Here is a 23,888-nt window from a genome sequence, read left to right on the forward strand (position 1 = left end):
TAAATGCTAGGAGAAATATGTTTTATTTTTAGAGGTTATCACTTTTCTTGTCTTCAATGGTTGCCTTTTCTTCGTCTTTCTGTTTCATTTTCTCCATTTGATCCTGCATTTTGAGGAAGGTTCCGTAAAAATTAAAAAAAGCGAACCAGGCAACTACACTGCCGATGAAGAATAAGAAAAGCACGGGATATTTAACTCCAATGTATATAACAACGGCGCTGCCGAGCATGGTGGAAAATACACGGAATGGTCGAATCAGCGTCAATAAAACCGCATTTTTAATAATTTGTCCGGTAGACATATGATAATGAGCTACCATCGAAAAGAAGTTAAACATAGACACAAGCAAAATAATGATGAGGATCAGCATGATAACACCCACGATTTGCAAGTTGCTGAGCTGTGTCATATATACAGTGTAATCCACATACATGACGACAAACAGTAACGTGTAAAAGATACCCCCAATCAGACTCTGCTTATAGTTCTCTTTATATCCTTTAAAGAAGGTACGAAACACGCCTGTATCGGTATCGCCCATCACCCATTTGCGAACCACTGAGAACAAAGCCGATGTTGCCGGAAATAAAGTAAGCGGTGCCAAAATAGCCATCGCCCAGTTCATTTGTAACGATTCATTCGCCAAATTCTGATTCATAACCAGTAATTTCAGTATGAGGCAGAATACAAAAGGCGATGAACATAACACCCACAACAAATTGCTAGCCGCCAGCCGGGTAATCCACTCGGTTAGGCGGTAAATCCCCCCCATAGCTCCTTTAAATTCCAATGTTAGTCTCTCCCTCCGCAAGCCTTGGCAGTTCCAAGACTTATGTTGCTATGCCTGTTAATTCCGGCTCTTGACTATATCATACCGTATTTCATCCCTAAAGCGCTAGTGAAATCCATACGTGGTCCATTAAAGCAAATCCCATAAAATTCATACTTACCGATCAAAAAAAGCCGAAGCTAGCATTAGCTTCGACTTTTTAATCACTTATTTCTTATTATTCAGAAGAGGAATCTTCACGTCTTGCAGGACGGCGAGTTTCGCCATTGCTGCTCGGGCGTGGTTTGCGATCTCCACTATAGCGGCTTCCGGAATCACGGTTGTAGCCACCGCCTTCTTTGCCACGGTTGTAACCGCCGTATCCACCTTTACTGCCGCTACCGCCACGGTTGGAATTGTAGCCACCGTTGCTGCGTCCACTATAGTTGGAAGGCTTGCGTCCGCCAGAACGCACGTCTGGTTTACGACGTTTTGCACGGATCGGATCTTCCGGAGTCAGTTCAATAGATGCCTCTCTCTTCTCACCAGTCATCAGCTTCAGAGCTGCGGAGAGAAGTTGTACAGAATCATATTGCTCCAGCATTTGAATAGCCAAACCTTTGTACTCGTTCAGCTCGCCTTTTTCTACAACCTCTAGAAGGCGTTCTGCGATGATACGTTGTTTGCCTTCCAGAGCTTCTGCCAACGTTGGAAGAGGCTTACGTGGAATGCGGTGACGGGTTACACGCTCAATGAAATGCAAATGGTCAATTTCACGAGGCGTTACGAATGACCAAGCTTCCCCTTCTTTACCTGCACGTCCCGTACGTCCGATACGGTGAACATAGCTCTCTGGATCTTGCGGAAGGTCAAAGTTCACAACGTGAGTTACGCCAGAAACGTCCAAACCACGGGCAGCAACGTCAGTCGCTACGAGTACGTCAATACTTCCGTCACGGAATTTACGCATAACAGCATCACGCTGGTTTTGAGACAAGTCACCATGCAAACCGTCTGCGGAATAACCACGTTTTTGCAGAGCTTCAGCCAGCTCGTCTACCCGGCGCTTAGTGCGACCAAATACGATAGCAAGTTCTGGGGATTCCATGTCGATCAAACGGCTTAATGCTTCGAATTTTTGACGCTCAGGAACTTCAATATAGGCCTGATCAATCAGCGGAGCACTAACTTGTTTAGGAATAACGGATACATGCTCAGGATCTTTAAGGAATTGCTCAGCCAATCTTTTAATGTTAGGAGGCATTGTAGCCGAGAACAGCATTGTTTGACGCTCGTCTGGAACTTGCTTCAGAATGGACTGAATATCTTCCATGAAGCCCATGTCCAGCATTTCATCTGCTTCATCCAAAACAACGGTGTTAACGTCTTCTAGCTTAATGGTTTTACGATTAATATGATCAAGCAAACGTCCTGGTGTACCGATAATAATTTGAGGTTTCTTTTTCAAAGCGCGAATCTGGCGTACGATATCTTGTCCACCATAGATCGGCAAAGTGCGAAGACCTTTAAAGCGGGAGAGTTTTTCGATTTCTTCAGCCACTTGAATAGCAAGCTCACGTGTTGGAGCCATAATCAGGGCTCTGATTTTTTCATCGTTCTTAGAAATTTTATTGATCATCGGAATACCAAACGCAGCAGTTTTACCAGTACCTGTTTGGGCTTGACCAATCATGTCTTTCCCTTGCAATGCAATCGGGATGGATTTGGATTGAATAGGTGTTGCTTCTTCGAATCCCAGCTCCGTAATCGCCTGAATTACCTTCGGTTCAAGATCAAATTCTGCAAATGTCGTCAAATTTATTCAAACTCCTTCATAATGGTGGATGTGGTGGACAATCCACAATGTTGTCTGTATTCTTAAGTAGCGATATTATTGTATAAGTTTTCCCCAATACAGTGACAGTTTATTTAACTCTATAACTGCATCTTTCTGTAATGAATTCGGGGAACCCTATCCGATACATCTTAAACGAATTTACCCTTTTTAAAACAGTTTAAATTTTAAGTGTTTCTCTGGACATAGGTCCCTACTCAAGAATATCCACATCGCATTATAGCACAGAACAATTCATGAATACCAGTAAGTTGCTTTCTGTATAATTAAAATGAGGTGAAAAAAAGTTGTTAAAAATAGTGTTAAACTGCTTAACTGTTATTCTGGGAGCCGCTGCCATAGCATGCGGTTTTAATCTGTTTCTCGTCCCACATCACTTGCTGAGCGGGGGAGTAGCCGGACTTTCCATGCTAATTGGCTATTTCACAAAATTCGATATCAGCACCATGTATTTTATCATCAATATCCCGATGCTTATTGCAGGCTGGTTTATTTTAGGCAAGCGTTTTATTAGTCTGAGCATTCTATCGGTTATCGTTACCACGTGGATTTTGGCCTGGGTGCCCGTACATTCTGTTGTGTCTGATCCCCTGTTGGCCTCTGTCTTTGGAGGGGTCATGGTAGGCATTGGAGCGGGAATTTCCTTTCGGGTAGGAGGGTCTACAGGCGGTTTTGACATAATCGGTTCCATCGTCACCACTTATCGGGACTTCCCCGTCGGAACTGTACTTGTGGGCATGAATGGACTGGTCATTCTCGCAGCGGGATATTTGAACGATGATTGGAATATTGCACTGGCTTCTATGTTATCCATTTTTGTGACTGGTAAAGTGTTGGATCAAATCTATGTAAGCCATACGAAGATCACCGTCTACATCATTACAGAGCACACTGACCAGCTACTCAGCCGAATGTTGACCACGCCACGAGGTGTCAGCAAAATAAAAATTGAAGGTGCATTTTCACATACCGAAAAGGACATGCTGATGACTGTTACGACACGCTACGAGCTTGTTGAATTAAAACGCATCATTAAGGAAGTAGACCCTTCTGCTTTTGTCAATATTGTGGAAACGGTTGGAGTAATGGGTTCATTCCGCCGAAGATAAGCACAAACCCAAGTGTCAAAATACTGTTTTTGTGGTACACTATATGTGCGCTGTTCCCATAGTATATAAAGACCAGCTTTACCTGCTATTTCACAGGCACTTTGCTTTTCCGAATCGTATTGAATGATTCTTTTGGAATGATTCCGAGCAGGAAAGGGTGATTTTTGTGGAAATGGAAACGGTAAAACTGTCCGACATTGTCTTAAGATGGTACCCGGAAATGCTCCCTTCTCTCAAAAAGAATGAGCTAAACTCGATGATTGTGCTTCGAGACGGGTTGTCCATACTCAAGCCAACGGATGCGCTTGAAATTATTCAGTACAGTATTTGTGAGCACCAAGACAATAACTATCTTCAATAAATTTTCTTGCCAAGTGCCGCTTCTTCCGGTTGCATCCACAACCGTGAAGAGAGCGGCATTATTTATGCCTATTTACGGATTCATCGAGCGATAGTTAGGTTAATCATGTAAGACTATGCCTGATGGTACCAGTATTGGTTACAAGCGTGTTGTTTTTTCGATCCATAACTTTACGTATAATCAGGTAAGCGCCATACATAAGGGAGAGAGTTAGGAAATGAATATGATTTGGGCAATTATGCTATTGGCAATGGGAATAGGCGGAAACGGGGGCCAGTCAGCCAACGCTCCAAATGTAAAAGATACGGTGGCAACGACAATCAGCAGTGCCATGATCCAGGCACAACACAGTAATACAAAGGTAGATGCCTCCAATCCGCCGGTTAAAATTGACCCACAGCCGACCACGCCAGCTATTAAAGGTATCTATGTCACAGCCTATAGCGCAGGCGGTTCACGTATGACTCAGCTACTCGAATTACTGGACAAGACAGAGCTCAATTCCATGGTTATCGATATTAAGGACGATGCAGGTTACATCACTTATCCAACGACCAACCCCGAGCTTCTGAAATTGGGCAAGCCGCAAAAATTCATTAAAGATATTTCCGGTTTGATGGACCGTTTGAAAAAACATAATGTCTATCCGATTGCTCGTATTGTTGTATTTAAGGATACGGTATTGGCCAACAAAAATCCTGAGATGTCCTTCCGCAATGCTGACGGCTCTGTTTGGAAAAACGGCAAGGGAGATGGGTTCGTCAATCCCTATAATAAAGAAGTATGGGATTATAATATCGCCATTGCCAAGGAAGCAGCAAAACTCGGTTTTAAGGAAATCCAATTTGACTATGTACGTTTCCCTGAAGGTTTTGAAAAAAGAGCAGACAAACTAAAATATACCAAATCCGATCAATCCCGCTCGGATACGGTCGCTGAATTCGTACAATATGCCCGTAAAGAGCTTGCTCCACTAGGTGTGAGGGTATCGGTAGATATTTTCGGATATGCCGCATCCGTTCCTGCTGCCGAGGGTATCGGACAGGATTTCACTAAAATTTCTGAAAATGTGGATGTCATTTCACCGATGGTTTATCCAAGTCACTATACAACAGGCTGGTTTGGTGTAAAGGACCCAGATAAAAACCCCTACCAGACGATCAAAGGCTCCATGGCCGATACACACAAAAAACTCGATCCTACAGGCAAGCTAAAGCCAATTATTCGTCCGTGGATTCAGGATTTTACCGCAAGTTGGTTAGGAAGCGGACATTATGCCAAGTATGGGAAAACACAAGTCGAGGACCAAATTCGCGCGCTTAAGGACATGAAGGTGGACGAATATTTACTCTGGAATGCCACTAACCGCTATACAAGCGGAGTAACCTACAAATAACTATCCTTCTGACTCCTCTTTTTTTATACGAATTTTAGAACTTATATCTTTATTATCGAAGACTGCCCCGTTGTTTGACGAACGGATGCAGTCTTTTTTATGGCTGTTCAATTGTTGCAGTATCCCTTACAATAAAATTTACATGTTATGATATGTACAAATAATCAAACCCTAGTAAATGAGGATAACAAAAATGCAATTGACTCTAACCATGGGACAGAAATGGAAGCAGCTTTTTTACATTTTGCTCCCTATTCTGATTACCCAGCTTGCACTATCTGCCATGACTTTTTTCGACACGAATATGTCGGGACACTTTTCCCCTGCCGATCTAGCTGGAGTAGCTATCGGAGTAAGCCTATGGGTCCCTGTACAAACAGGCCTTAATGGCATACTTATGGCTATTACCCCCATTGTATCCCAATTGGTGGGTGCACAACGCAAAGATAAAGTCTCCTACTATGTCATTCAGGCTCTTTGGCTGTCTCTCGCCCTATCCATCGTCGTTTTAATTGCTGGCATCATTTTGGTAAAGCCTATATTAAACGGTATGAATCTGGAATTGAGAGTTCATAATGTGGCTCTGTACTATCTTTGTGCGATGGCCTTTGGTGTTGTCCCTCTATTTGCCTACACTGTGCTCCGAAGCTTTATGGATGCATTAGGACAAACCCGTTTTACGATGTTAATCACGCTCATGTCATTGCCCATCAATGTTTTATTGAACTATCTACTTATTTATGGTAACTGGGGTTTTCCCCGTTTGGGGGGTGTAGGCTCCGGGGTAGCAACGGCTACCACCTACTGGATTATTATGCTGGTCGCTGGTATTACTGCGCACCGAGGAAAAATATTTGCCGAATACCGAATCTTTAGCAAAATATACGGGATTGCGGCCAGTGCTTTAAAAGAACTTATCAAAATCGGGGTACCTATTGGATTTGCTATATTTTTTGAGACTGCCGTCTTTTCAGCTGTCACGCTCTTCATGAGCAGCTATAACACAGCTACCATAGCCGCTCATCAGGCAGCCATGAACTTTGCATCTACGCTGTATATGATTCCACTCAGTATTTGCATGGCACTTACGATTTTGGTCGGATTTGAAACAGGAGCTTCCCGTCCACGAGATGCCAAAACGTATAGCGTAATGGGCATTAGCAGCGCAGTAGGCCTATCATTGATTACAGCTATTATACTGCTTATCTGGGGTGAACAGGTCGCTCGACTTTACTCTACTGACCTGCAGGTCATTCAATTGGCCCAGCACTTTTTAATCTATGCGATTTTCTTTCAGATCTCTGATGCTGTCGCTACACCAACACAAGGAGCGCTACGCGGGTATAAAGATGTCAATCCGGCCTTTTTACTCACATTCCTGTCCTATTGGGTAATTGGGCTTCCTGTAGGGTATATACTTGCACGCTGGACCACGTGGGGACCTTACGGCTACTGGATTGGCTTGATTACAGGTCTGGCCGTAGGCGCCATTTTACTTCTCTGGCGTTTGGTAAGAGTGCAACATCGTTTTGCCGAACAAAAACAACACGCAAAGGCTACTTAGTCTTTGCGTGTTTCGATTACATATGCTACACCAGCAGTAATTCGTTTCTTCTCTACGATAGCCACTTCCTTTAGCTCGGGGGGATATAAAAAGTGTCTCTCCACATGTTGGTCCATTTCCTCAAATGCCTGTTCCTCATTCTCAGCAGCAAGAATGACGGTCAGTGCTCCTTCCGAGCTGTCCACTTCCATTTTGAATAAATACATGCATGATTACCTCCTGACCCCTATTCAAAGCTAAAAAATAGCGGATGACTCAGGTCATCCGCATAAGTTTAATTTTCCCCATATCAGAGCCCATCTACTAAACGTAAAGGTTCTTATTATTGGGACAAACGCAGAGCCAACTCATAAAGCTCCATGTTGAAATCTTTTTTGGTGCTTACAACCTTGCCAATATCTGTAGCTACCAGCTTACCGTCGATCGTTCCGCAAGCTTTGTCAGATACACCCTCAATCAATTGACGAACAGCAAAGTCACCCAAACGGCTTGCCAGGTTGCGGTCAAACGCGGTTGGTGTACCTCCACGTTGAATGTGTCCAAGCACTGTAACACGAGGCTCATAATCCGGACAGTTTTCTTGGATTACTTTGGCTACTGTTTCGCCTTTGCCTACACCCTCAGCAACGATAATGATACTGTGGCGTTTGCCATGTTTGAAGTTTTGTTTCATCCGATCGGATACTTCATTCAGGTCAAATTCTACCTCAGGTACCAAGATCGTTTCTGCACCGGAAGCCAGACCCGCATGGAGAGCAATATCTCCACAATGGCGTCCCATAACTTCCACGATGGAAGAACGTTCATGGGAAGACATCGTATCACGCAGCTTGTTGATTGCGTCCACTACAATACTTACCGCCGTATCAAAACCAATGGTGTAGTCTGTGAAGGAAATATCATTGTCAATTGTTCCTGGAAGACACATGGTTTTAATGCCTTGCTTGGTCAGCTTGTTAGCCCCTTGATAAGAACCGTCGCCACCGATGACGACTACGCCGTCAATTCCACGATTACGCAAAATTTCAGCGCCACGCTTCTGACCTTCTTCAGTCGTAAATTCCAGACATCTTGCAGATTGAAGTACAGTACCCCCACGTTGGATAATATCTCCGACGCTTCTCAGGTCCATTGGAAAAATATCATCGTTCAAAAGGCCTTGATATCCACGTTGAATCCCGAATACTTCCAGTCCAAAATACAATCCGCTACGCACGACGGCGCGAACTGCCGCGTTCATCCCTTGTGAATCTCCACCACTTGTTAATACTGCAATTTTCTTAACTGCTGTCATGATTTATGACCTCCTCAAAATAATCATATAAGCCTTCTTATCCATCGACTGTTTAATAAGAAAAACAAACGCATGAGCGGACTATTTTTCATTAAACGTCTCGAAACAGCGCGAACATCCTGCTGCTCACTAACTTTGGGGTCGGATAAATATAAAGCCAGCAATCCCTCGATAATCATCCGGTGAAAGGAGCTGGCAGGGACATCTGCAATATCAGCCCGCGCCCGATTCACAACGTAGGCGATCCGGTCCAGCATCATGTCGGTATCTTCATAATAATTGCAAAAGTTAAGATCTCCGCCCTTCCGGTCTTCGTCTTGATCGATTAGATAATCCAGCAAAATATGAAGACTGCACACATGTGGAAAATACGATGCATGTATTGAGGCAGCCCCCGCATCTGTGAGATGCCGGTCGCTGGCAGCAAGAAACAGCATAAAGACCCCCAGGGTTGAGCCAGTAGCCGCAGCAAACTCGTTCCAGCGCAGCTCGGGTGTACGGTCTTTATGAATCGACCACCAGTCCAAAAGCGCTTGTTCCCGCAGCTCGGGTTTAATATGCTTGTATACTTGCAAATCCGTGTATAATCGCGCCAAATCCTGAACGTAAGGCATTGCCGCCTCATAGCCCGGAAGCCTGCTTACACAAGACTGACAGGTTGTCACCAGCCCGGTCAAATAACCGCCATCCTCCTGCTCACGACGCAACTCATAATAATTCACTGGCCTAGCCGTCGGATTAACCGCATCCAGCATCGACTGATGCAGCAACCTGAAATCATCCGGGTCCATCGACGTACTGCGATCACACAGGTTGTCCAGATAATCGCTAATCGTCTGGTACGCCACAATCAGTGGAATTAGCGTCTGCCGGTCAGACATATTGGCTGCAGCATAAACCGCTCCCCCCACGCAGTGAAACGTCTTCTCTGCTATGCTCGCAAGCGCCTGACTTCTCAGCTCAGGGTCCGGAATTTGTTCGGCCTTGCTCTTCCAGTTACTCAATTCTTGTTTCGTTTCAGGGAGAATGTGCTTGTACATTCGGCTCATTAGACCTATGGGGCCTCTCGGTACTTGATAACGTCCTTGCTCAACATAACTCAAATGACGGTGCCTCCACATTGTTGTCTACGTAATTATACCTATCCAAACCATATTCATTATAATATGATCGACCTTTTAGCACAAATGAACAACCTCACTTTTTTCTTTACTATTCAAGAAAAATGAGCTCTTCTCACAAAAACGCTTTGTAGCCGTGCCACTGAATTAGCCAAAAATAACAGTCAAACTAGATCCACCCTTATAAAACTTTAATCGCAAATAGTAGAATTGTCCTATCTATCCCTTGTCCTCGGCCAGCTTCATGCCTTGGTTTCCCTCTCCCATGCTAGCCTGCTTCCATTTTCCGAAAACGTAATAGAAAATAACTGCTACGGCGGAGATCGTAAAACCAATAGGAAAGCTCCACCATACAGCATCCAGCCCATACTCATCGACAAATGCATAGGCCAAAGGTATACGAATGCCCCATAATGAAATAATGGTAATGAACAGCGGCACCATTACAGAGCCCGTAGATCGAACAACCCCTGTAATGACATTGGTAATACCGAATTTAACAAAAGACCACAAGGTGATCAGATTAATCTGCATACCCAGTTCCAATGCCCCTCCCGTAGAAGGAAGAAACATCAGTAAGGCTTGACGGTTAAATACGTAAATGAATATTACAGCCCCACCAGTCAATACAAAATTATACACAATCCCAATCCAGGTTGTCCTACGCACTCGATCCCAGCGTCCGGCTCCGATATTTTGAGCGGCGAAGGAAGATACGGCTGCACCTAACGCCATGGCCGGCATCTGTACATAGCTGGACAAATTGTTAGCTGCTGTATAGGCTGCCGCTGCGACTGTCCCGTAGCCGTTGATCAGGTTCATTAAAGCAATCGCACTGGTGGAGACAGCAATCATCTGCAGTCCCATCGGGACTCCTTTACGAATAAGAGTCCAAATAATCTTCCAATCAAATTGAAGTAAGTGAAGCTCTGAAGATGTAATGCGCAGAAAGTATTTTACACGATATAGGTAAATGAGAATCAATACAAAGCTGATCCCTTGAGCAATCAGGGTAGCTGTGGCGGAGCCTCCGATGCCCATAGCAGGGATCGGCCCCCATCCGAATATGAGTAGTGGGTTGAGTAAAACATCCAGTACGACGGAAACGAGCAGAAAATAAAATGGTGTTTTGGAATCTCCAGCCCCTCTCATTACGGTCATGATGTAGTTATATCCGTACAAAAAGGGCATACCCGCGAAAATAATGCGCGTATAGGTGATCGCCATATCGACTGATTCGGCAGGCGTATTGAGCACATGAAGAATCCAAGGTGAGCCCAAAAACCCAATAATACCTATAGCAAAAGCAAGCACCAGGAAAAAGACAGCGCTTGTACCTACTACACGCTTCGTTTCTGCAATGTCACCCGCTCCGATATGTTGTCCAATCAGAATAGTGGCCGCCATGGTGACTCCAAAAATCGAGCTGATCAGAAAGAACATTATAATATTTCCATTCGAAGCGGCAGTCAATGCGGCTTCTCCCAGAAACTTCCCAACCCAGATTGAATTAATCGTTCCATTCAAGGATTGCAAAATGTTTCCGAACAGCATCGGCAAAGAGAACATAAACAGTGTTTTGGCAATAGGGCCTTCAATCAGGGAAGGATTACGATTAGCCTCTGCTGCACTCATTTTCTCAGCTCCCTCAACTTAAGATAACTCACGCTTAGTTTTATTACGTATAATACCCTATTCCGGCCCAACCTTCTCATATCATAAACGTTTTTACGCAAAAAAGCGCAGCTCCTTAAATGTAAGGAACTGCGCTCTCAATTCATCGTTTAACCGTAATATATAAGACATCCGTAAAAACGGAACATTTCTTACAATTCAGTTACACTTACAGTTTGATTACGTTAGCTGCTTGTGGTCCACGGTTGCCTTCAGTAATTTCGAATTCAACATCTTGACCTTCTTCCAAAGTTTTAAAACCGTCGCCTTGGATTGCGGAGAAATGTACAAATACATCCTCGCCACCATCCACTTGGATGAAGCCATAACCTTTTTCTGCGTTAAACCATTTAACTGTACCTTTCAAGTGAACAACCTCCTAAAAATACCGCCATCTATGGCGAATATCCATATTATACTTCATGCTTTTTCACATTGCAATTGGTGTTTTTCCGGGTTTTACGGTCTGGAATGATTTGCTTTTGCGGCAGAAACTGCGGTATCATGAACCAAAACATCTATAAAATCGGAGACATGCATATGATGAAAAAACACGAAATATACAAAAAAGACAAGTGGAATATGATGACTGTCGAGGTGCAGGGCCGTTACATCGTTCTGCGGGAAATATCTGATGATTGGGGCGAGGAAGCTCACACGTTTTTGAGCCGTCCGGCGCTGATGCATTGGGCTGAAAATCGTTTCCCCAAGCAGTCCTTTCAAGATAATGAGGAAGAGTGGCAGCGGATCATGAACGCTTTCAAACAGGTGTAGCCTATTCATGGTGTCCAACAGCTATCTCATCTTCATTATTCTGGCCTTCACGCTGGGCGGAGTGCTGATCATGAAGCGTGAAACGATACCGACTCCTCTCAAAAAGTGGATGGCCCTCACTGCCGTAATCATGATTTGCCTTGCCTTTTATCTTATTGTATACAGCTTATTAAATATAGGTTCCAACCCACAGTAAGGAAAATTATACTTTCAGGGGCAAAAGGTCATACTATGGCATAACAAGCCATGGTATAAGGAGGATATGCCGTTACATGCATCCTGTAAAACCTCTTGCCCTGCTGCTTACGGTAAGCGTGGCGGTTTCTTCGTTTTGGCATCCGTCCCTTACCGCCGCAGCCCTATCCCACATTACGTTCGATCAGAGGAGGCTCTCCATGAGTGAAATTGTAAAACGCGCTGATGCGCCAGTGGAAAATACATGGAAACTGGAAGACCTGTTCCCCAACCGCAAGGCATGGGATCAAGAATACGAAGAAGTCAAACAATTGGCCAAAAAGGCTGCTCAATTCCAAGGCAAGCTCAATTCAGCCGAAGCGATTGGCAACTGCTTCAAACTCGAAGATGAGCTGTCACTTAAAACCGAGCGTGTATATGTGTATGCCCATCTTCACCATGATGAAGATACGGCTGAACCTACATATCAGGGTCTTTCGCAAAAAGCTAAAAAACTAGGCGTGGAAGTCAGCGAGTCTCTTTCATTCGTGACACCTGAAATTTTGGCGCTGCCCGATCATCAGCTTGATGCCTTCATTGAAGATCCGAAGCTTTCGGATTATAAGTTTACACTTCAAGAAATGAAGCGGGAAAAAGCACATATTTTAGGCAAAACAGAAGAAGCACTGCTCGCTCAGGTTGGCAATCTGGCTCAAGCCCCGCAAACAATTTTCGGGATGCTTAACAACGCGGATCTGAAGTTTCCGAAAATCAAGGATGAGCATGGCAAAGAGGTCGAGCTGACTCATGGTAGCTACATCCAATTTCTCGAAAGTCCACACCGCGAAGTACGTGAACGTGCTTTTAAAGCGGTTTATGACACATATGCCAAAAATAAAAATACGATTGCCTCTACATTGAGTGCTAATGTGAACAAAAATATTTTTTATTCTCGTGTTCGCAAATACCCTTCCGTACTGGAAATGTCACTATACGGTGATAATATTCCGAAAGAAGTGTATACGAATCTTATTGATACGATTCATGAAAGCTTGCCCCTGCTTCACCGTTATATCAAGCTGCGTAAGAAGCTGTTAGGTGTGGATGAGCTTCATATGTATGATTTATTCGCTCCGCTTGTGGACGAATACAAGATGGACATTACGTATGAAGACGCCAAAAAGCAAACCAAAGAAGGCCTTAAGCCTCTGGGCGAGGACTATCTGGCTTCATTGCAAAAAGGCTACGATGAGCGCTGGATTGACGTATACGAAAATGAAAATAAGCGTACAGGCGCCTATAGCTGGGGAGCTTATGGCACCCACCCTTATGTGCTCCTGAACCATAAAGATAACCTGAACAGCATGTTCACGCTTGCGCATGAAATGGGGCATGCGCTGCATTCGTACTATTCAGACAACGCATTGAAGTACCGGGATGCACAGTATACCATTTTCCTGGCTGAAGTGGCTTCCACTACTAATGAAGCCTTGCTGATGGATTATTTGCTGAACAAGTCTACCGATCCAAAAGAGAAAATGTACCTTCTCACCTACTATGCGGACCAATTCCGTACAACAGTATTCCGTCAAACGATGTTTGCAGAATTTGAGAAGATTGTACATGAGCGTGCTGAACAGGGAGAATCCCTTACACCGCAGCTTTTGTCGGAGATTTACTATGATTTGAATGTGAAATATCACGGACCTGGCATGAAGGTAGACAAAGACATAGAAATGGAATGGGCACGAATCCCTCATTTCTATAACAGCTTCTATGTTTACAAATATGCTACCGGCTTCTCGGCAGCAACCAGTTTTTCGAAACAGATTCTGGAAGAAGGCCAGCCAGCCGTTGACCGTTACTTAGGCTTCCTAAAGAGCGGTGGCAGTGATTATTCAATCAATATTTTGAAGAAAGCTGGCGTTGACATGTCCTCTCCGCAGCCGATTCGCGAAGCCATGAGCGTATTTGAAGAAGTCATTACAGAAATGGAAAAGCTAACTGAAGGAAAGTAAAACCGTGCACACTTCGAATCCCGCATAAAAAAGATGCACGGATAAATCCCTTGTCCATGGCGGACAAGGGATTTTATAATGTAACGGGAGGAGGTGGCATTTTGAAAACACAATGGTCTTTGATTGCAGCACTTGTTATAGCTTTGTTAACAGCTGTTTTTGCTGTTATTAATGTCAATTCGGTTCAAGTGAACCTTCTGTTTAGCAGGGTCAGCATTCCTTTGATTCTGCTTATTCTCGGTTGCACTCTTTTAGGTGGACTTATAGTCGGTTCTTTCGGAATCTTCCGTCAATATAGGCTTCAGAGAGAGATCAAGCGTCTGACTAATCAGCTTCATACACTACAAGAAGAGCACACATCGGCAGTGGAAGCATACGCGAATGTGTCCAATGACACGACTGGTTCTTCCAGCACGGTGTCTACATCCGACCCAGGTATAGAGCAACCGTCCTCTAACCCTGATCGGTTGTCCAAATGAGGAGGAGCAACAAATGACAATTCAATTCAATGAAAACTATATCATGAGCTTTTTAAATCAGCTTTTGAACACGCCCAGTCCTAGCGGATATACACATCATGTGATGGAGCTGATTCGTAAGGAAGCCGAAAAGCTAGGGGTACCCATCGAATGGAATGCAAAAGGTGGTGCTATCCTGACTCTGGAAGGTGAAGAAACGGACCATACAGTGGCGCTTAGCGCGCATGTGGATACATTGGGGGCGATGGTTCGTTCGATTACAGCGCAAGGTACCCTACGCCTGACATCTGTGGGTGGCTTCATGATGAACAGCATTGAGAACGAATACTGCCTTATTCATACCAGAAGCGGACAAACGTATACGGGCACTATTCTGTCCAGTCACCCATCCGTACACGTCTATGATGATGCACGAAGCTTTGAGCGCAAGGAGAGCCATATGGAGGTACGGATTGACGAGCTTGTCGAGTCGAAAGAAGACGTGCTTCAGCTCGGTATTTCGGTGGGCGATTTTATTTCGTTCGAAGCGCGCCCAGTCGTAACGCCCAGTGGCTTTATCAAGTCGCGGCACTTGGATGATAAAGCCAGCGTAGCGGCACTGTTTGGTTTATTAGAATCATCTGTACATGGAGGCTGGAAGCCTCGACATACTGTTAAATTGCTCATTTCCAACTATGAGGAAGTGGGGCACGGGGCGGCCTACATACCTGAAGGAATCAGTGAGATGATTGCTGTCGACATGGGCTGCATAGGTGAAGATCTGAGCTGCAAGGAAACGGACGTTTCCATCTGTGCCAAAGACTCCTCAGGCCCTTACGACTATAACATGACGACCCGTCTGATTGAGCTGGCCAAGGAGCTGAATATTCCGTATGCGGTAGATATTTATCCGCACTATGGTTCAGACGCTTCGGCTGCGCTTAAAGCAGGCAATAACATTCGTGCCGCACTGATCGGACCTGGTGTACACGCCTCTCACGCAATGGAGCGCACGCATAAGCAGGCCGTATTAAACACTGCCCGTCTGCTTGCGGCTTATGTAACAGCCTAACCATTTTATGCTGCATGGAAAACAGGTGCACATACTTCTACTTCTACAAAAAAGCAAGCCTCCATCTAAATGGAGACTTGCTTTTATTTTTAAGATTTACTTTGTTCAATTTGCTCGGCTAGCTCATTCAAATAGGTCCAACGTTCCATTTGGTACTCTAGATGCTGTTCAGCCTTCGCTTGCTCAGCCATCAGCTCCTGCAACCGTGCCGAATCGCTGAAAGATTCCTCCATCTGTCGCTGAATGTCGGCCAATTTCTGTTCGGCTTGTTCAATCAGCTCATCAATCTGCTCATATTCCCGCTGTTCCTTAAAGGTAAATTTAAGCTTGGGTTTATTTGCCCCATTGACTGATTCGGAAGGACCCGCAGACTTAGGTGCAGAAGACCGATTCGAGGAAGCTGTACCCGGCGAGACAGACGTATTTGCAGAAAGCTGTGCATTTTTACTGATCCATTCTGCATACTCGCTATAGTCGCCTACATGTACACGTACCTGTCCATTCCCTTCGAATGCCAGTATTTTGTCCACGGTCCGATCCAGGAAATAACGATCATGGGAAACGATAAAAACTACGCCTGGGAATTCATCCAGATAGTCTTCCAAAACGGAAAGAGTCTGAATATCGAGATCATTTGTCGGTTCATCCAGCAATAGTACATTTGGTGCGGACATAAGGACACGCAGCAGATACAAGCGACGTTTTTCGCCTCCGGACAAACGAGAAATAACCGTCCATTGCGCACTTGGTGCAAACAGAAAACGCTCCAGCATCTGCGCAGCTGTAATCGTCGAACCGTCTGCCGTACGAATCACTTCCGCTTCTTCCTTAATATATTCAATGACACGCAAGGATTCGTCCATTTCCTGATGTTCTTGAGTAAAATAACCGAGCTTCACAGTTGGTCCCAATACAACACTGCCGGAATCTGGTTCTACACGCTGGGCAATCATTTGGAGCAGAGTGGATTTTCCACTACCGTTAGGTCCCAGGATGCCCACACGATCACCAGGAACCGCAATGTAACTCAAATCCTGAATCAGCTTACGGGAATCTACCGATTTGGACAAATGCTCGATCTCCAATATCTTTTTACCCAGACGTGTGGAGGCCACGGACATATCTACAGATCCAGAACGAGCTTCCGGTTGCTGATCCCTAAGCTGCTCATATCGGTCAATACGCGCTTTCTGCTTGGTCGAACGTGCCTTTGCTCCTCGACGAATCCAGGCCAGCTCATTACGCAGCAGGTTCTTCCTTTTTTGTTCCGAAGATGCTTCCCGCTCCTCGCGTTCTGCCTTCAGCTCCAGAAAACGGGTATAGTTAGCCTCATAACGGAAAAGGCGACCATGATCCAGCTCTAACATGACATTAGCAACTCTATCCAGAAAATAGCGATCATGCGTGATCATTAACAACGCACCACGTCTCTTTTGCAAATATTGCTCCAACCACGCAACGGAATCATTATCAATATGGTTGGTAGGCTCGTCCAAAATGAGCAGCTCACAAGGTTGGATCAAAGCCGCAGCCAAAGCAACCCGTTTACGCTGACCACCAGAGAGAACTCCCATACGAGACTCAAACTGAGTGATTCCCAGTCGGGTAAGTATATTTTTGGCCTCGCTCTCCAGCTGCCATGCTTGGAACGTATCCATTTGCTGACTTGCTCGCAGCAGGCGGTTTTGGAGCTCCTCGCTACCCGGATTCAATTCCAGTAATTCCATCGTTTCTGTATATTCACGCACTGCTTTCATTTCAGGCTGGTTGCCATGAAAAATATGCTGGAGTACCTTCATTTCAGGATCAAACTCCGGATTTTGTGCCAGATACTGAATTCGCACATCGTTGTTCACTGCAATATTACCGTCATCTGGCGGCTCTAGGCCGGAAATTACACGTAAAAACGTTGATTTTCCAGTACCATTTACACCAACAACCCCTATTTTGTCGCGCTCATCCATACCAAAGGAAACATCCTCGAACAACATTTTCTCGCCGTAGCTTTTGGTTATATGTTCAACGGTCATAATATTCATTACAGATTCCCTACTCTTCCCCAATTTTGTGATGCATCTTGTTTATTTTAACACAGACACAGCCAATGATTAAAAAACCGTTAGCTGAACAAAGCCAGTACGGTTTTAAAAGACCACATGTCAGAATTTTTGTACTCCGGCCTCACAGCCATGCATAAATAAATTAGCTGCCAATGCAGCCGTCTGATCCACGTCACATGCACGGAAATCTTGATTCAACAAAATATCCATTTTTAGGCGTTCCATCATACCAATGAATGCCTTGGCATGAAATTCGGGCTGCGGCACACCCTCTGACGCCAGTTTATTTTTGACCAGATCGGTATAGTCCTGAATAAATCCCCGCATAAACTCCATAAGATCAGGGTCACTATTCGGAGTCATAAAAAATAATTTAGTATGCTGCTTGCGTTTGTAATAATAGTGGAGATGCAAATTCGCCATCCGCAGCAGTCCCTCTCCCAAAGTACGATTGACCAATGCACCTTGCATTTCGGATAGATATTGTTCGCAATCTCTACGTGTGACTGCTGTAAATAACTGCTCTTTACTTTTAAAGTACAAGTATACCGTGCCTTTAGCAACACCCGCTTGTTCTGCAATTTCGGAAATTTTGCTTTCATAAAAGCCTTTGGTGCCGAAGACAGTGTAAGCGGCGTCCAAAATAGCTTCATATTTATCTCCGTGCATATCCCCCATCTTTGCACCTCCTGAAACAATGATTGAAGCACGCAGTTATTCTCTAGAACGATCTCCAGCCTGGCTCATAGCATAAAGAAGATACCTGCAAGAGCGACCAATCCTCCGAAAATAGAGCTGATGCTATTCACCCGATCATTGCTCATCCAATGCCAGCCTCGTAGATAGACTGTCGTTTGCCCACAATGCGAGTCTACCTCTACTTCCCGTTTGCAAACTGGGCAGAAACGCATCAACTGCACTGTAGCACCAAGATAGGAATCAGCGAAGGCTCCAGCACTGCCAGATAACCCTCCGATCAGTGCCCACAGCCATATTGGCAATTCCGGCATACCAACGACGTGTCCAAAACCCCATGCGCCTATACCGATCAGTATGCCACCGGCCAAGGCCGCAGCCGTTCCCAATACAGATACTCCTCCCGAGGTTCCGGGTGCCAGCACCTTCCCGGTAAGCACCGAACGAGGCGGCTTACGACTCAGGCTTCCAAATTCCGTTGCCCACGTATCAGCTGTGACTGTAGCCATAACACCGACAAATGCCAGTTGCCAAGCAACATGAGGCCATATCGCATGACCTAGACATAGCAGCATGCCTAATCCCCCATTGGCCCACACTTGTCCTGCATCCCGGTTACCGGTTTTGGCATATGACTTTTCGAGCTCAGCCTTGCGCTCCTTTTTGAACTTCGACAATAGAGTGGACGTGATAAAAAATAAGAGCAATGTGCCGAACCAAAACAGGTTGCCCGCCCCATAATACACAGTTCCCATCAGTACAGCCGCAGCAAAGCCGGATAAGGTTAAGGATTTTTTATAAAATGCAGCCCCCGCCACTACAGCAGCGGAAAGTAATCCGATGATCCAGTCCATGATATACCCCCGCATTTGAGATGAATCTCTGTTTTTCGCTTTTAGTTCTGTATATCATTGTACAATGCTATACGCTTATATAAAAGCCGTGCCCCATGCTTTCGCACAGGACACGGCCTTCACAAGGCTTTTTAAATCATCTTCATTAATGCCGTCTGTAGATTTAGCCGATGATGAAGCTTCCCTGACGGTCACTCCCCCAATAAAGCTCAAAGCGGTCCCCGCTCGCTGTAGGCCCTACACCCGCCGGAGTGCCTGTAAAAATAATGTCACCCTCACCCAGTCCATATTGAGTCGCTATATATTCAACGATGTGCTGGATGGAAAAGATCATGTCCTTGATATGCCCACGCTGCACCTCTTGTCCATTTTTAAGCAAGGAAAAATCCTTCTGCTCCAGCATGTCCAAGCTCTCTAAAGGCAAGAACGGTGTCACAGGTGCAGACGATTTAAAGCCTTTGGCAGCAGTCCATGGATGACCTTTTTTCTTGAGCGTACTTTGTACATCACGCAGGGTAAAATCAATGCCAAACGCAAAAGCGTTCAGACACGCATCTGCGGTCATGCCTGGTTCGTAGTTACGTCCTACAGCCACCACCAGTTCAGTTTCAAAATGAATATCTCCCTTACCCTGAGGAAGCTCCAGCTTAGCACCATCCAATGGCACAACCGCATGAGATGGTTTCAAGAAAATCATCGGTTCTGAGGGAACATCATTCCCCAGTTCCTCCGCATGCAACTTATAATTGCGTCCGACACAATAAACATTACGAATTTCCACATTCATTACGATCCGTCACCCTTTCTGCGTATGTAGTCCAATTGATTAACGAATAAGTTTACGTATATAGTGCCACAACCGGGGCTTGGAAAGCAAAAAAACCTGCTCCCAGCGATTCGGCCAGTTGGTACAGATCATCAATTCAGGATGTAATGAGGATAATCTCCGCATGATACGCCGGTCATCCACCGTCCATGCCATGACCGTAATCCCCCGCCCGATCAGATCTTTCAAGAGCTTTCGATCTAACCGTGGATAGCCAATAGACAAAAAAGAACATTGTAAATTTTCTAATTGCTTTGCCAAATCGTCTGGACGGGCATCGATAATCAGTCCAGTACGGATTTCAGGTGCAAGTTCTTTTGCTCGGCGCAAGGCCGCACGCTCAAAAGAGGTTAAAACCACCTCACCCTCCATCCCCCTCATTATAATTTCACGAAGGACGGCTTTCTCTAGTCCCGGATACATATCACCAGCAGTTTTGAGCTCAATATTGAGCGATACACGTCCCTGGCACAAATCAAGCACTTGGGCGAGGGACGGAATAGGTTCCCCATGATATTGTGCATTTTTCCAGCTACCTGCATCGAGTCGTTGTAAGTCTTTCCAGTCTGCATCCTTTACTCGTCCCGTACCGTTCGTCGTTCGCTCCAGCGTAAAATCATGAAAGACCACCGGAACACCGTCCTTTGACAGCTGTACATCCAGTTCAATCCAGTGCACAAAAGGCTGTTCCAGTGCAAGCTTAAAGGCTGCCATCGTGTTCTCGGGAGCAATTCCCGAGAAGCCGCGGTGAGCCACGCACATATGATTCATCCCGTTATGACCTCCATTCACAAAGGAGTCGCTCATACGATCGTTCCGTCCATGTCCATATTAACAATTTCTTTCTTACTGCTACTGAACGCTTACCATACCATCCACACCTATCGAGACATTGCTTGGTGACAGTGCCGCTACTTTCTGCAAAATTTTGCTGGCCTCCGCATCCTTCAATGGAATCGGTTGACCCAGGTCCGCTCGGTAAGGGGTCAGCTTCATCTTACAGTCCCCGTTCCGGGTACAGGTGGCCTGAAATATCGCTGTATCCCAAGTGGCTGGCACCGTTGATTTAGAAAAAATAAAATTGCCTGTGCTGTATGCAATCCATTTGCCTTTATATTGCTCCATCCCTTGCAGCACATGAGGATGCCCGCCAATGACCAAATCGGCCCCAGCATCAATAAAAGCGTGAGATAACTCCGTTTGATGAGGTTCAAGTGTAGTTACCCGCTCCTTGCCCCAATGGGCAACCACAATCACCAAATCAGCCTGATTTCGTGCCTCACGAATGGACTTTACGATAGCGGTCGAATCATAAGCCCCTGCTACACCGGGCTGTTTGGCACTCGCATTCCAGTTGGCTTCAGGCATGACACGTGTAGCCCCCAACAACGCAATTTTAATCCCGTTACGCTCAAAATAATGCGGCGCATACGCTTCTTTAGCATTGCGCCCAGCTCCAGCATGGGCTATACCCTTTTCATCCAAATATTTCAGGGTATCCAGTAATCCGCTTGTCCCCTGATCCAAAATATGATTGTTGGCCAAATTTACAGCATTGACCCCTGCCGCTGCCATTGCAGTTAGCGCCTTGGGCGAAGATTTATACACATACGTTTTATTTAACGCACCAACGCCATTAGTGGTCACCGGTGTTTCCAAATTGGCAATCGTTAGATCGTCTTTATGGAACAAGCTCCCGAGATATTGGTATGGAAAATCAAACCCATTCTGCTCCAACCTCTGCTCAACTTTACCAGAGAACTGCACATCCCCTATGAAGTGAAGTGTAACTGCTGGAGAATTGGCATCATCGTTGTTTGCATCCTTTTTTGGCGAATTCTCCTGTGCTTGCCTGTCTTTCTCCGAAGATGATTTTGCTTCTGAAGAGCTGCCTTCGGAGGCATTGGTGTCGGGCGTTGTCACGGGAGAACTGCTTGTGTCTGGAACGGTAGATTCCTTCGTTTCATTAACTTCTTCACTTCCTGAGGGAGTAGGGTACTCATCATCATTAGCAGACCCCGTTTGGATGTTCTTTTCAGTTTGCGAATACTGGGCGTTTTCCGCAAGAGAAGCACTACTATCGCGTTCAAATATGTAATAATAACCGAAAAGACCTACGATCATTAGCAGCAAGACTAGATTCGTAATGATCCAAGCCTTGCCTATTTTTGGTTTTCTCGCTTTCTTTCGACCTTCATTTCTCTGTGACCTGGGAGGGTACATTCTTCACTCCTTCTATGCTACTACATATGCATGAATTCCTTATTAGCTGGCGAATTTTACACCTTCTCCATTATATATCAAATTTCTATATAAATAGAACCCCTCGCCTGGATCGCGAAGGGTTCATTATCGAACATTTATACCTGTACCTTAACGGCTTCCTGCTGTGCCGCTTGAACAGCATGGGAAGCCCATTCCTTGGCCTGACGGATACAGTCCGGCAAACCGATCGCATCATAGCCAGCGCCCAAAACGTACACACCTGGCATCACACTGCGCAGCTCTTCCCGCAGATCAGCTATAGCCTGTGGGTGCCCCACCGGATATTGCGGCATGGAATGACGAAGTCGCGTAATTTCTGTGAATAGCGGAGTTGCTGTAACTCCCATCATCTCTTTCAAATCCTTACGTACCACCGCAATCAGCTCATTATCCGGTAATTCTACTGTTTCTTCAGCACCTGCTCGCCCTACATAACAACGCAACAGTACCTTATCGTCCGGGCTGGTATGTAGCCATTTGGCGGACGTCCACGTACATGCAGTCACGCTACGTCCTTCCTTGCGAGGAACCAGGAAACCGGAGCCGTCAAAGACGTTTTCAATATCTGTTTTATCAAAGGCCATGACTACGTTCGCTACAGATACATATTTTACAGCTTCCAGTGCAGTCACATTTACATGATCTCGCAGTAGCGGCGCAGCAGCGAAGTTAGGAGTCGTTACAAAAATATCGTCTGCCTCCAGCGTCTCTCCATTGTCCAACATAACGCGATAGGAACTTCCTTCATTTTCAGTCGTCTTTGTGAATTCGGTAACAGCAATTCCGGTGCATAAATCACAGTCATACAAATCATTCAGCAATGCATGCACCAAACTTTGCAAGCCTTGACGGAAGGTCAAAAAAGCGCTTTTCTTGGTACCTGTATGCGTTTCAGCAGGTTTTCGACCTGTCATCATTCCGTGAATGAGGCTTCCATATTGCTGCTCCACCTCAGCAAACTGTGGAAAAGTAGCCTGCAAACTTAGCGTCTTCATGTTGGCAGCATAGATTCCCGCCAGCAGTGGCTCGGTTACATTCTCCAGCACTTCTTTGCCCAGTCGGCGTTCAATAAAATCACCCAACGCCTCGTCTCCCGGTTCACGACGAGGCGGAATGACAAAATCCATCATAGCCCGCATTTTTCCACCTAAAGAGATCAAGCCACTACGTAAAAAGGGTTTCAGTTCTGTTGGAATACCCAGCACCAGCCCAGGAGGCATCGGATGAAGCCGACCTTCATGCAAAATATATGTCTTTTTAGCTTCAGGATTCGTGCTTACCAGTTCATGATCCAGCTCCAGCTCTTTTGCCAGGTCGATCATGGCCGTTTTACGGGCCAGAAAAGAATCTGGCCCCTTTTCAATGACAAAACCATCTTTATGCAATGTTTCAATTTTTCCGCCCAGCACGGAAGCTTTCTCCACCAGCGTAATTCGAGGTGTGTAGCCAGCTTCTTTGTACATTTTCCGTGTATAAAAAGCAGTGCTAAGCCCGGTCAAGCCTCCGCCTACAATTACAATATTACGTACCTTTTGCTCCATTATGTCC

23 protein-coding genes are annotated in these 23,888 nt (G+C 45.4%); 9 read left to right on the forward strand and 14 right to left on the reverse strand.

All coding sequences use genetic code 11. The features are described from left to right. Nucleotides 1–28: 28 nt before the first annotated feature. Entirely contained in the window at nucleotides 29–790 is a 762-nt protein-coding gene (locus G9G57_RS17185) for a YesL family protein (protein ID WP_016819729.1), read from the reverse strand. A 217-nt stretch (nucleotides 791–1,007) separates the two neighbouring features. After that, a complete protein-coding gene (locus tag G9G57_RS17190) occupies nucleotides 1,008–2,585 on the reverse strand; it encodes a DEAD/DEAH box helicase (protein ID WP_013370492.1) in 1,578 nt (525 codons plus the stop codon). Nucleotides 2,586–2,911: 326 nt separating this feature from the next. Between G9G57_RS17190 and G9G57_RS17195 the strand changes: the two genes are divergently transcribed. The 4 genes from G9G57_RS17195 (at nucleotide 2,912) to G9G57_RS17210 (ending at nucleotide 7,054) form a co-directional block, all read left to right on the forward strand. Then, nucleotides 2,912–3,733 (forward strand): YitT family protein, encoded by an 822-nt coding sequence (locus G9G57_RS17195; RefSeq protein WP_044785498.1) that lies wholly within the window; start codon nucleotides 2,912–2,914, stop codon nucleotides 3,731–3,733. Nucleotides 3,734–3,905: 172 nt separating this feature from the next. Then, on the forward strand, nucleotides 3,906–4,094 hold the full coding sequence (locus G9G57_RS17200) for a hypothetical protein (protein WP_014599634.1): 189 nt from the start codon (nucleotides 3,906–3,908) through the stop codon (nucleotides 4,092–4,094). 217 nt (nucleotides 4,095–4,311) lie between these two features. Then, the gene (locus tag G9G57_RS17205) at nucleotides 4,312–5,490 is read left to right on the forward strand and encodes a putative glycoside hydrolase (RefSeq protein ID WP_016819727.1); all 1,179 of its coding nucleotides are present in this window, start codon (nucleotides 4,312–4,314) and stop codon (nucleotides 5,488–5,490) included. Nucleotides 5,491–5,683: 193 nt separating this feature from the next. Further along, nucleotides 5,684–7,054: an MATE family efflux transporter gene (locus tag G9G57_RS17210; protein ID WP_016819726.1), complete on the forward strand. Its 1,371-nt coding sequence runs from the start codon at nucleotides 5,684–5,686 to the stop codon at nucleotides 7,052–7,054. On the opposite strand, the gene G9G57_RS17215 is transcribed toward G9G57_RS17210, so the two are convergent. The 5 genes from G9G57_RS17215 to G9G57_RS17235 all read right to left on the reverse strand — a co-directional run bounded on the left by G9G57_RS17215 (nucleotide 7,051) and on the right by G9G57_RS17235 (nucleotide 11,510). Beyond that, on the reverse strand, nucleotides 7,051–7,260 hold the full coding sequence (locus tag G9G57_RS17215; RefSeq protein WP_017425844.1) for a DUF3906 family protein: 210 nt from the start codon (nucleotides 7,258–7,260) through the stop codon (nucleotides 7,051–7,053). The two genes, G9G57_RS17210 and G9G57_RS17215, sit on opposite strands and share 4 nt — an antisense overlap. A 116-nt stretch (nucleotides 7,261–7,376) precedes the next feature. Beyond that, complete coding sequence (gene pfkA, locus G9G57_RS17220) at nucleotides 7,377–8,348, reverse strand: 6-phosphofructokinase (RefSeq protein ID WP_016819724.1); 972 nt, start codon at nucleotides 8,346–8,348, stop codon at nucleotides 7,377–7,379. A gap of 23 nt (nucleotides 8,349–8,371) precedes the next feature. After that, on the reverse strand, nucleotides 8,372–9,451 hold the full coding sequence (locus G9G57_RS17225; protein ID WP_016819723.1) for a tetraprenyl-beta-curcumene synthase family protein: 1,080 nt from the start codon (nucleotides 9,449–9,451) through the stop codon (nucleotides 8,372–8,374). Nucleotides 9,452–9,688: 237 nt separating this feature from the next. Next, nucleotides 9,689–11,104 carry an MATE family efflux transporter gene (locus G9G57_RS17230; protein ID WP_164965296.1) on the reverse strand — a complete coding sequence of 472 codons (1,416 nt, stop codon included), beginning with the start codon at nucleotides 11,102–11,104 and terminating at the stop codon, nucleotides 9,689–9,691. A 208-nt stretch (nucleotides 11,105–11,312) separates the two neighbouring features. After that, nucleotides 11,313–11,510 (reverse strand): cold shock domain-containing protein, encoded by a 198-nt coding sequence (locus G9G57_RS17235; protein ID WP_016819721.1) that lies wholly within the window; start codon nucleotides 11,508–11,510, stop codon nucleotides 11,313–11,315. 173 nt (nucleotides 11,511–11,683) lie between these two features. On the opposite strand from G9G57_RS17235, the gene G9G57_RS17240 reads away from it, so the two are divergent. The 5 genes from G9G57_RS17240 (at nucleotide 11,684) to G9G57_RS17260 (ending at nucleotide 15,639) form a co-directional block, all read left to right on the forward strand. Next, nucleotides 11,684–11,917, forward strand: a complete 234-nt coding sequence (locus tag G9G57_RS17240) for a hypothetical protein (RefSeq protein ID WP_014599632.1) — start codon at nucleotides 11,684–11,686, stop codon at nucleotides 11,915–11,917. A gap of 7 nt (nucleotides 11,918–11,924) precedes the next feature. Beyond that, nucleotides 11,925–12,113, forward strand: coding sequence for a hypothetical protein (locus G9G57_RS17245; protein WP_016819720.1), 189 nt, complete (start codon nucleotides 11,925–11,927; stop codon nucleotides 12,111–12,113). 199 nt (nucleotides 12,114–12,312) lie between these two features. Further along, nucleotides 12,313–14,109: an oligoendopeptidase F gene (gene pepF / locus G9G57_RS17250; protein WP_017425846.1), complete on the forward strand. Its 1,797-nt coding sequence runs from the start codon at nucleotides 12,313–12,315 to the stop codon at nucleotides 14,107–14,109. A 56-nt stretch (nucleotides 14,110–14,165) separates the two neighbouring features. Continuing rightward, a complete protein-coding gene (locus G9G57_RS17255) occupies nucleotides 14,166–14,588 on the forward strand; it encodes a LapA family protein (protein WP_164965297.1) in 423 nt (140 codons plus the stop codon). A 13-nt stretch (nucleotides 14,589–14,601) separates the two neighbouring features. After that, nucleotides 14,602–15,639 (forward strand): M42 family metallopeptidase, encoded by a 1,038-nt coding sequence (locus G9G57_RS17260; RefSeq protein WP_017425848.1) that lies wholly within the window; start codon nucleotides 14,602–14,604, stop codon nucleotides 15,637–15,639. 89 nt (nucleotides 15,640–15,728) lie between these two features. Here G9G57_RS17260 and G9G57_RS17265 read toward each other — a convergent pair whose 3' ends face one another. The 7 genes from G9G57_RS17265 to hemY all read right to left on the reverse strand — a co-directional run bounded on the left by G9G57_RS17265 (nucleotide 15,729) and on the right by hemY (nucleotide 23,881). Then, nucleotides 15,729–17,678 carry an ABC-F family ATP-binding cassette domain-containing protein gene (locus tag G9G57_RS17265; protein ID WP_039277004.1) on the reverse strand — a complete coding sequence of 650 codons (1,950 nt, stop codon included), beginning with the start codon at nucleotides 17,676–17,678 and terminating at the stop codon, nucleotides 15,729–15,731. 120 nt (nucleotides 17,679–17,798) lie between these two features. Beyond that, nucleotides 17,799–18,377: a TetR/AcrR family transcriptional regulator gene (locus G9G57_RS17270; RefSeq protein ID WP_017425849.1), complete on the reverse strand. Its 579-nt coding sequence runs from the start codon at nucleotides 18,375–18,377 to the stop codon at nucleotides 17,799–17,801. 65 nt (nucleotides 18,378–18,442) lie between these two features. Next, nucleotides 18,443–19,249, reverse strand: a complete 807-nt coding sequence (locus tag G9G57_RS17275; protein ID WP_019686901.1) for a DUF92 domain-containing protein — start codon at nucleotides 19,247–19,249, stop codon at nucleotides 18,443–18,445. A gap of 163 nt (nucleotides 19,250–19,412) precedes the next feature. Beyond that, the gene (locus tag G9G57_RS17280; protein WP_019686900.1) at nucleotides 19,413–20,036 is read right to left on the reverse strand and encodes a fumarylacetoacetate hydrolase family protein; all 624 of its coding nucleotides are present in this window, start codon (nucleotides 20,034–20,036) and stop codon (nucleotides 19,413–19,415) included. A gap of 39 nt (nucleotides 20,037–20,075) precedes the next feature. Continuing rightward, complete coding sequence (locus G9G57_RS17285; RefSeq protein ID WP_045243904.1) at nucleotides 20,076–20,846, reverse strand: glycerophosphodiester phosphodiesterase; 771 nt, start codon at nucleotides 20,844–20,846, stop codon at nucleotides 20,076–20,078. An 81-nt stretch (nucleotides 20,847–20,927) separates the two neighbouring features. Beyond that, nucleotides 20,928–22,298, reverse strand: coding sequence for a CapA family protein (locus G9G57_RS17290; protein WP_164965298.1), 1,371 nt, complete (start codon nucleotides 22,296–22,298; stop codon nucleotides 20,928–20,930). Between the two features lie 137 nt (nucleotides 22,299–22,435). After that, a complete protein-coding gene (gene hemY, locus G9G57_RS17295; protein ID WP_164965299.1) occupies nucleotides 22,436–23,881 on the reverse strand; it encodes a protoporphyrinogen oxidase in 1,446 nt (481 codons plus the stop codon). Nucleotides 23,882–23,888 lie beyond the last annotated feature (7 nt).

The sequence above is a fragment of the Paenibacillus sp. EKM211P genome, from assembly GCF_011066175.1.
Classification (GTDB): domain Bacteria; phylum Bacillota; class Bacilli; order Paenibacillales; family Paenibacillaceae; genus Paenibacillus; species Paenibacillus polymyxa.

Coding starts and splice junctions, on each gene's coding strand:
- G9G57_RS17285 (WP_045243904.1), bottom strand. CDS start 20,846: ATGAATCATATGTGCGTGGCTCACCGCGGCTTCTCGGGAATTGCTCCC.
- pfkA (WP_016819724.1), bottom strand. CDS start 8,348: ATGACAGCAGTTAAGAAAATTGCAGTATTAACAAGTGGTGGAGATTCA.
- G9G57_RS17240 (WP_014599632.1), top strand. CDS start 11,684: ATGATGAAAAAACACGAAATATACAAAAAAGACAAGTGGAATATGATG.
- G9G57_RS17200 (WP_014599634.1), top strand. CDS start 3,906: ATGGAAACGGTAAAACTGTCCGACATTGTCTTAAGATGGTACCCGGAA.
- G9G57_RS17260 (WP_017425848.1), top strand. CDS start 14,602: ATGACAATTCAATTCAATGAAAACTATATCATGAGCTTTTTAAATCAG.
- G9G57_RS17255 (WP_164965297.1), top strand. CDS start 14,166: ATGGCGGACAAGGGATTTTATAATGTAACGGGAGGAGGTGGCATTTTG.
- G9G57_RS17270 (WP_017425849.1), bottom strand. CDS start 18,377: ATGGGGGATATGCACGGAGATAAATATGAAGCTATTTTGGACGCCGCT.
- hemY (WP_164965299.1), bottom strand. CDS start 23,881: ATGGAGCAAAAGGTACGTAATATTGTAATTGTAGGCGGAGGCTTGACC.
- G9G57_RS17210 (WP_016819726.1), top strand. CDS start 5,684: ATGCAATTGACTCTAACCATGGGACAGAAATGGAAGCAGCTTTTTTAC.
- G9G57_RS17230 (WP_164965296.1), bottom strand. CDS start 11,104: ATGAGTGCAGCAGAGGCTAATCGTAATCCTTCCCTGATTGAAGGCCCT.
- G9G57_RS17245 (WP_016819720.1), top strand. CDS start 11,925: ATGGTGTCCAACAGCTATCTCATCTTCATTATTCTGGCCTTCACGCTG.
- G9G57_RS17280 (WP_019686900.1), bottom strand. CDS start 20,036: ATGAATGTGGAAATTCGTAATGTTTATTGTGTCGGACGCAATTATAAG.
- G9G57_RS17290 (WP_164965298.1), bottom strand. CDS start 22,298: ATGTACCCTCCCAGGTCACAGAGAAATGAAGGTCGAAAGAAAGCGAGA.
- G9G57_RS17275 (WP_019686901.1), bottom strand. CDS start 19,249: ATGGACTGGATCATCGGATTACTTTCCGCTGCTGTAGTGGCGGGGGCT.
- G9G57_RS17205 (WP_016819727.1), top strand. CDS start 4,312: ATGAATATGATTTGGGCAATTATGCTATTGGCAATGGGAATAGGCGGA.
- G9G57_RS17215 (WP_017425844.1), bottom strand. CDS start 7,260: ATGTATTTATTCAAAATGGAAGTGGACAGCTCGGAAGGAGCACTGACC.
- pepF (WP_017425846.1), top strand. CDS start 12,313: ATGAGTGAAATTGTAAAACGCGCTGATGCGCCAGTGGAAAATACATGG.
- G9G57_RS17265 (WP_039277004.1), bottom strand. CDS start 17,678: ATGAATATTATGACCGTTGAACATATAACCAAAAGCTACGGCGAGAAA.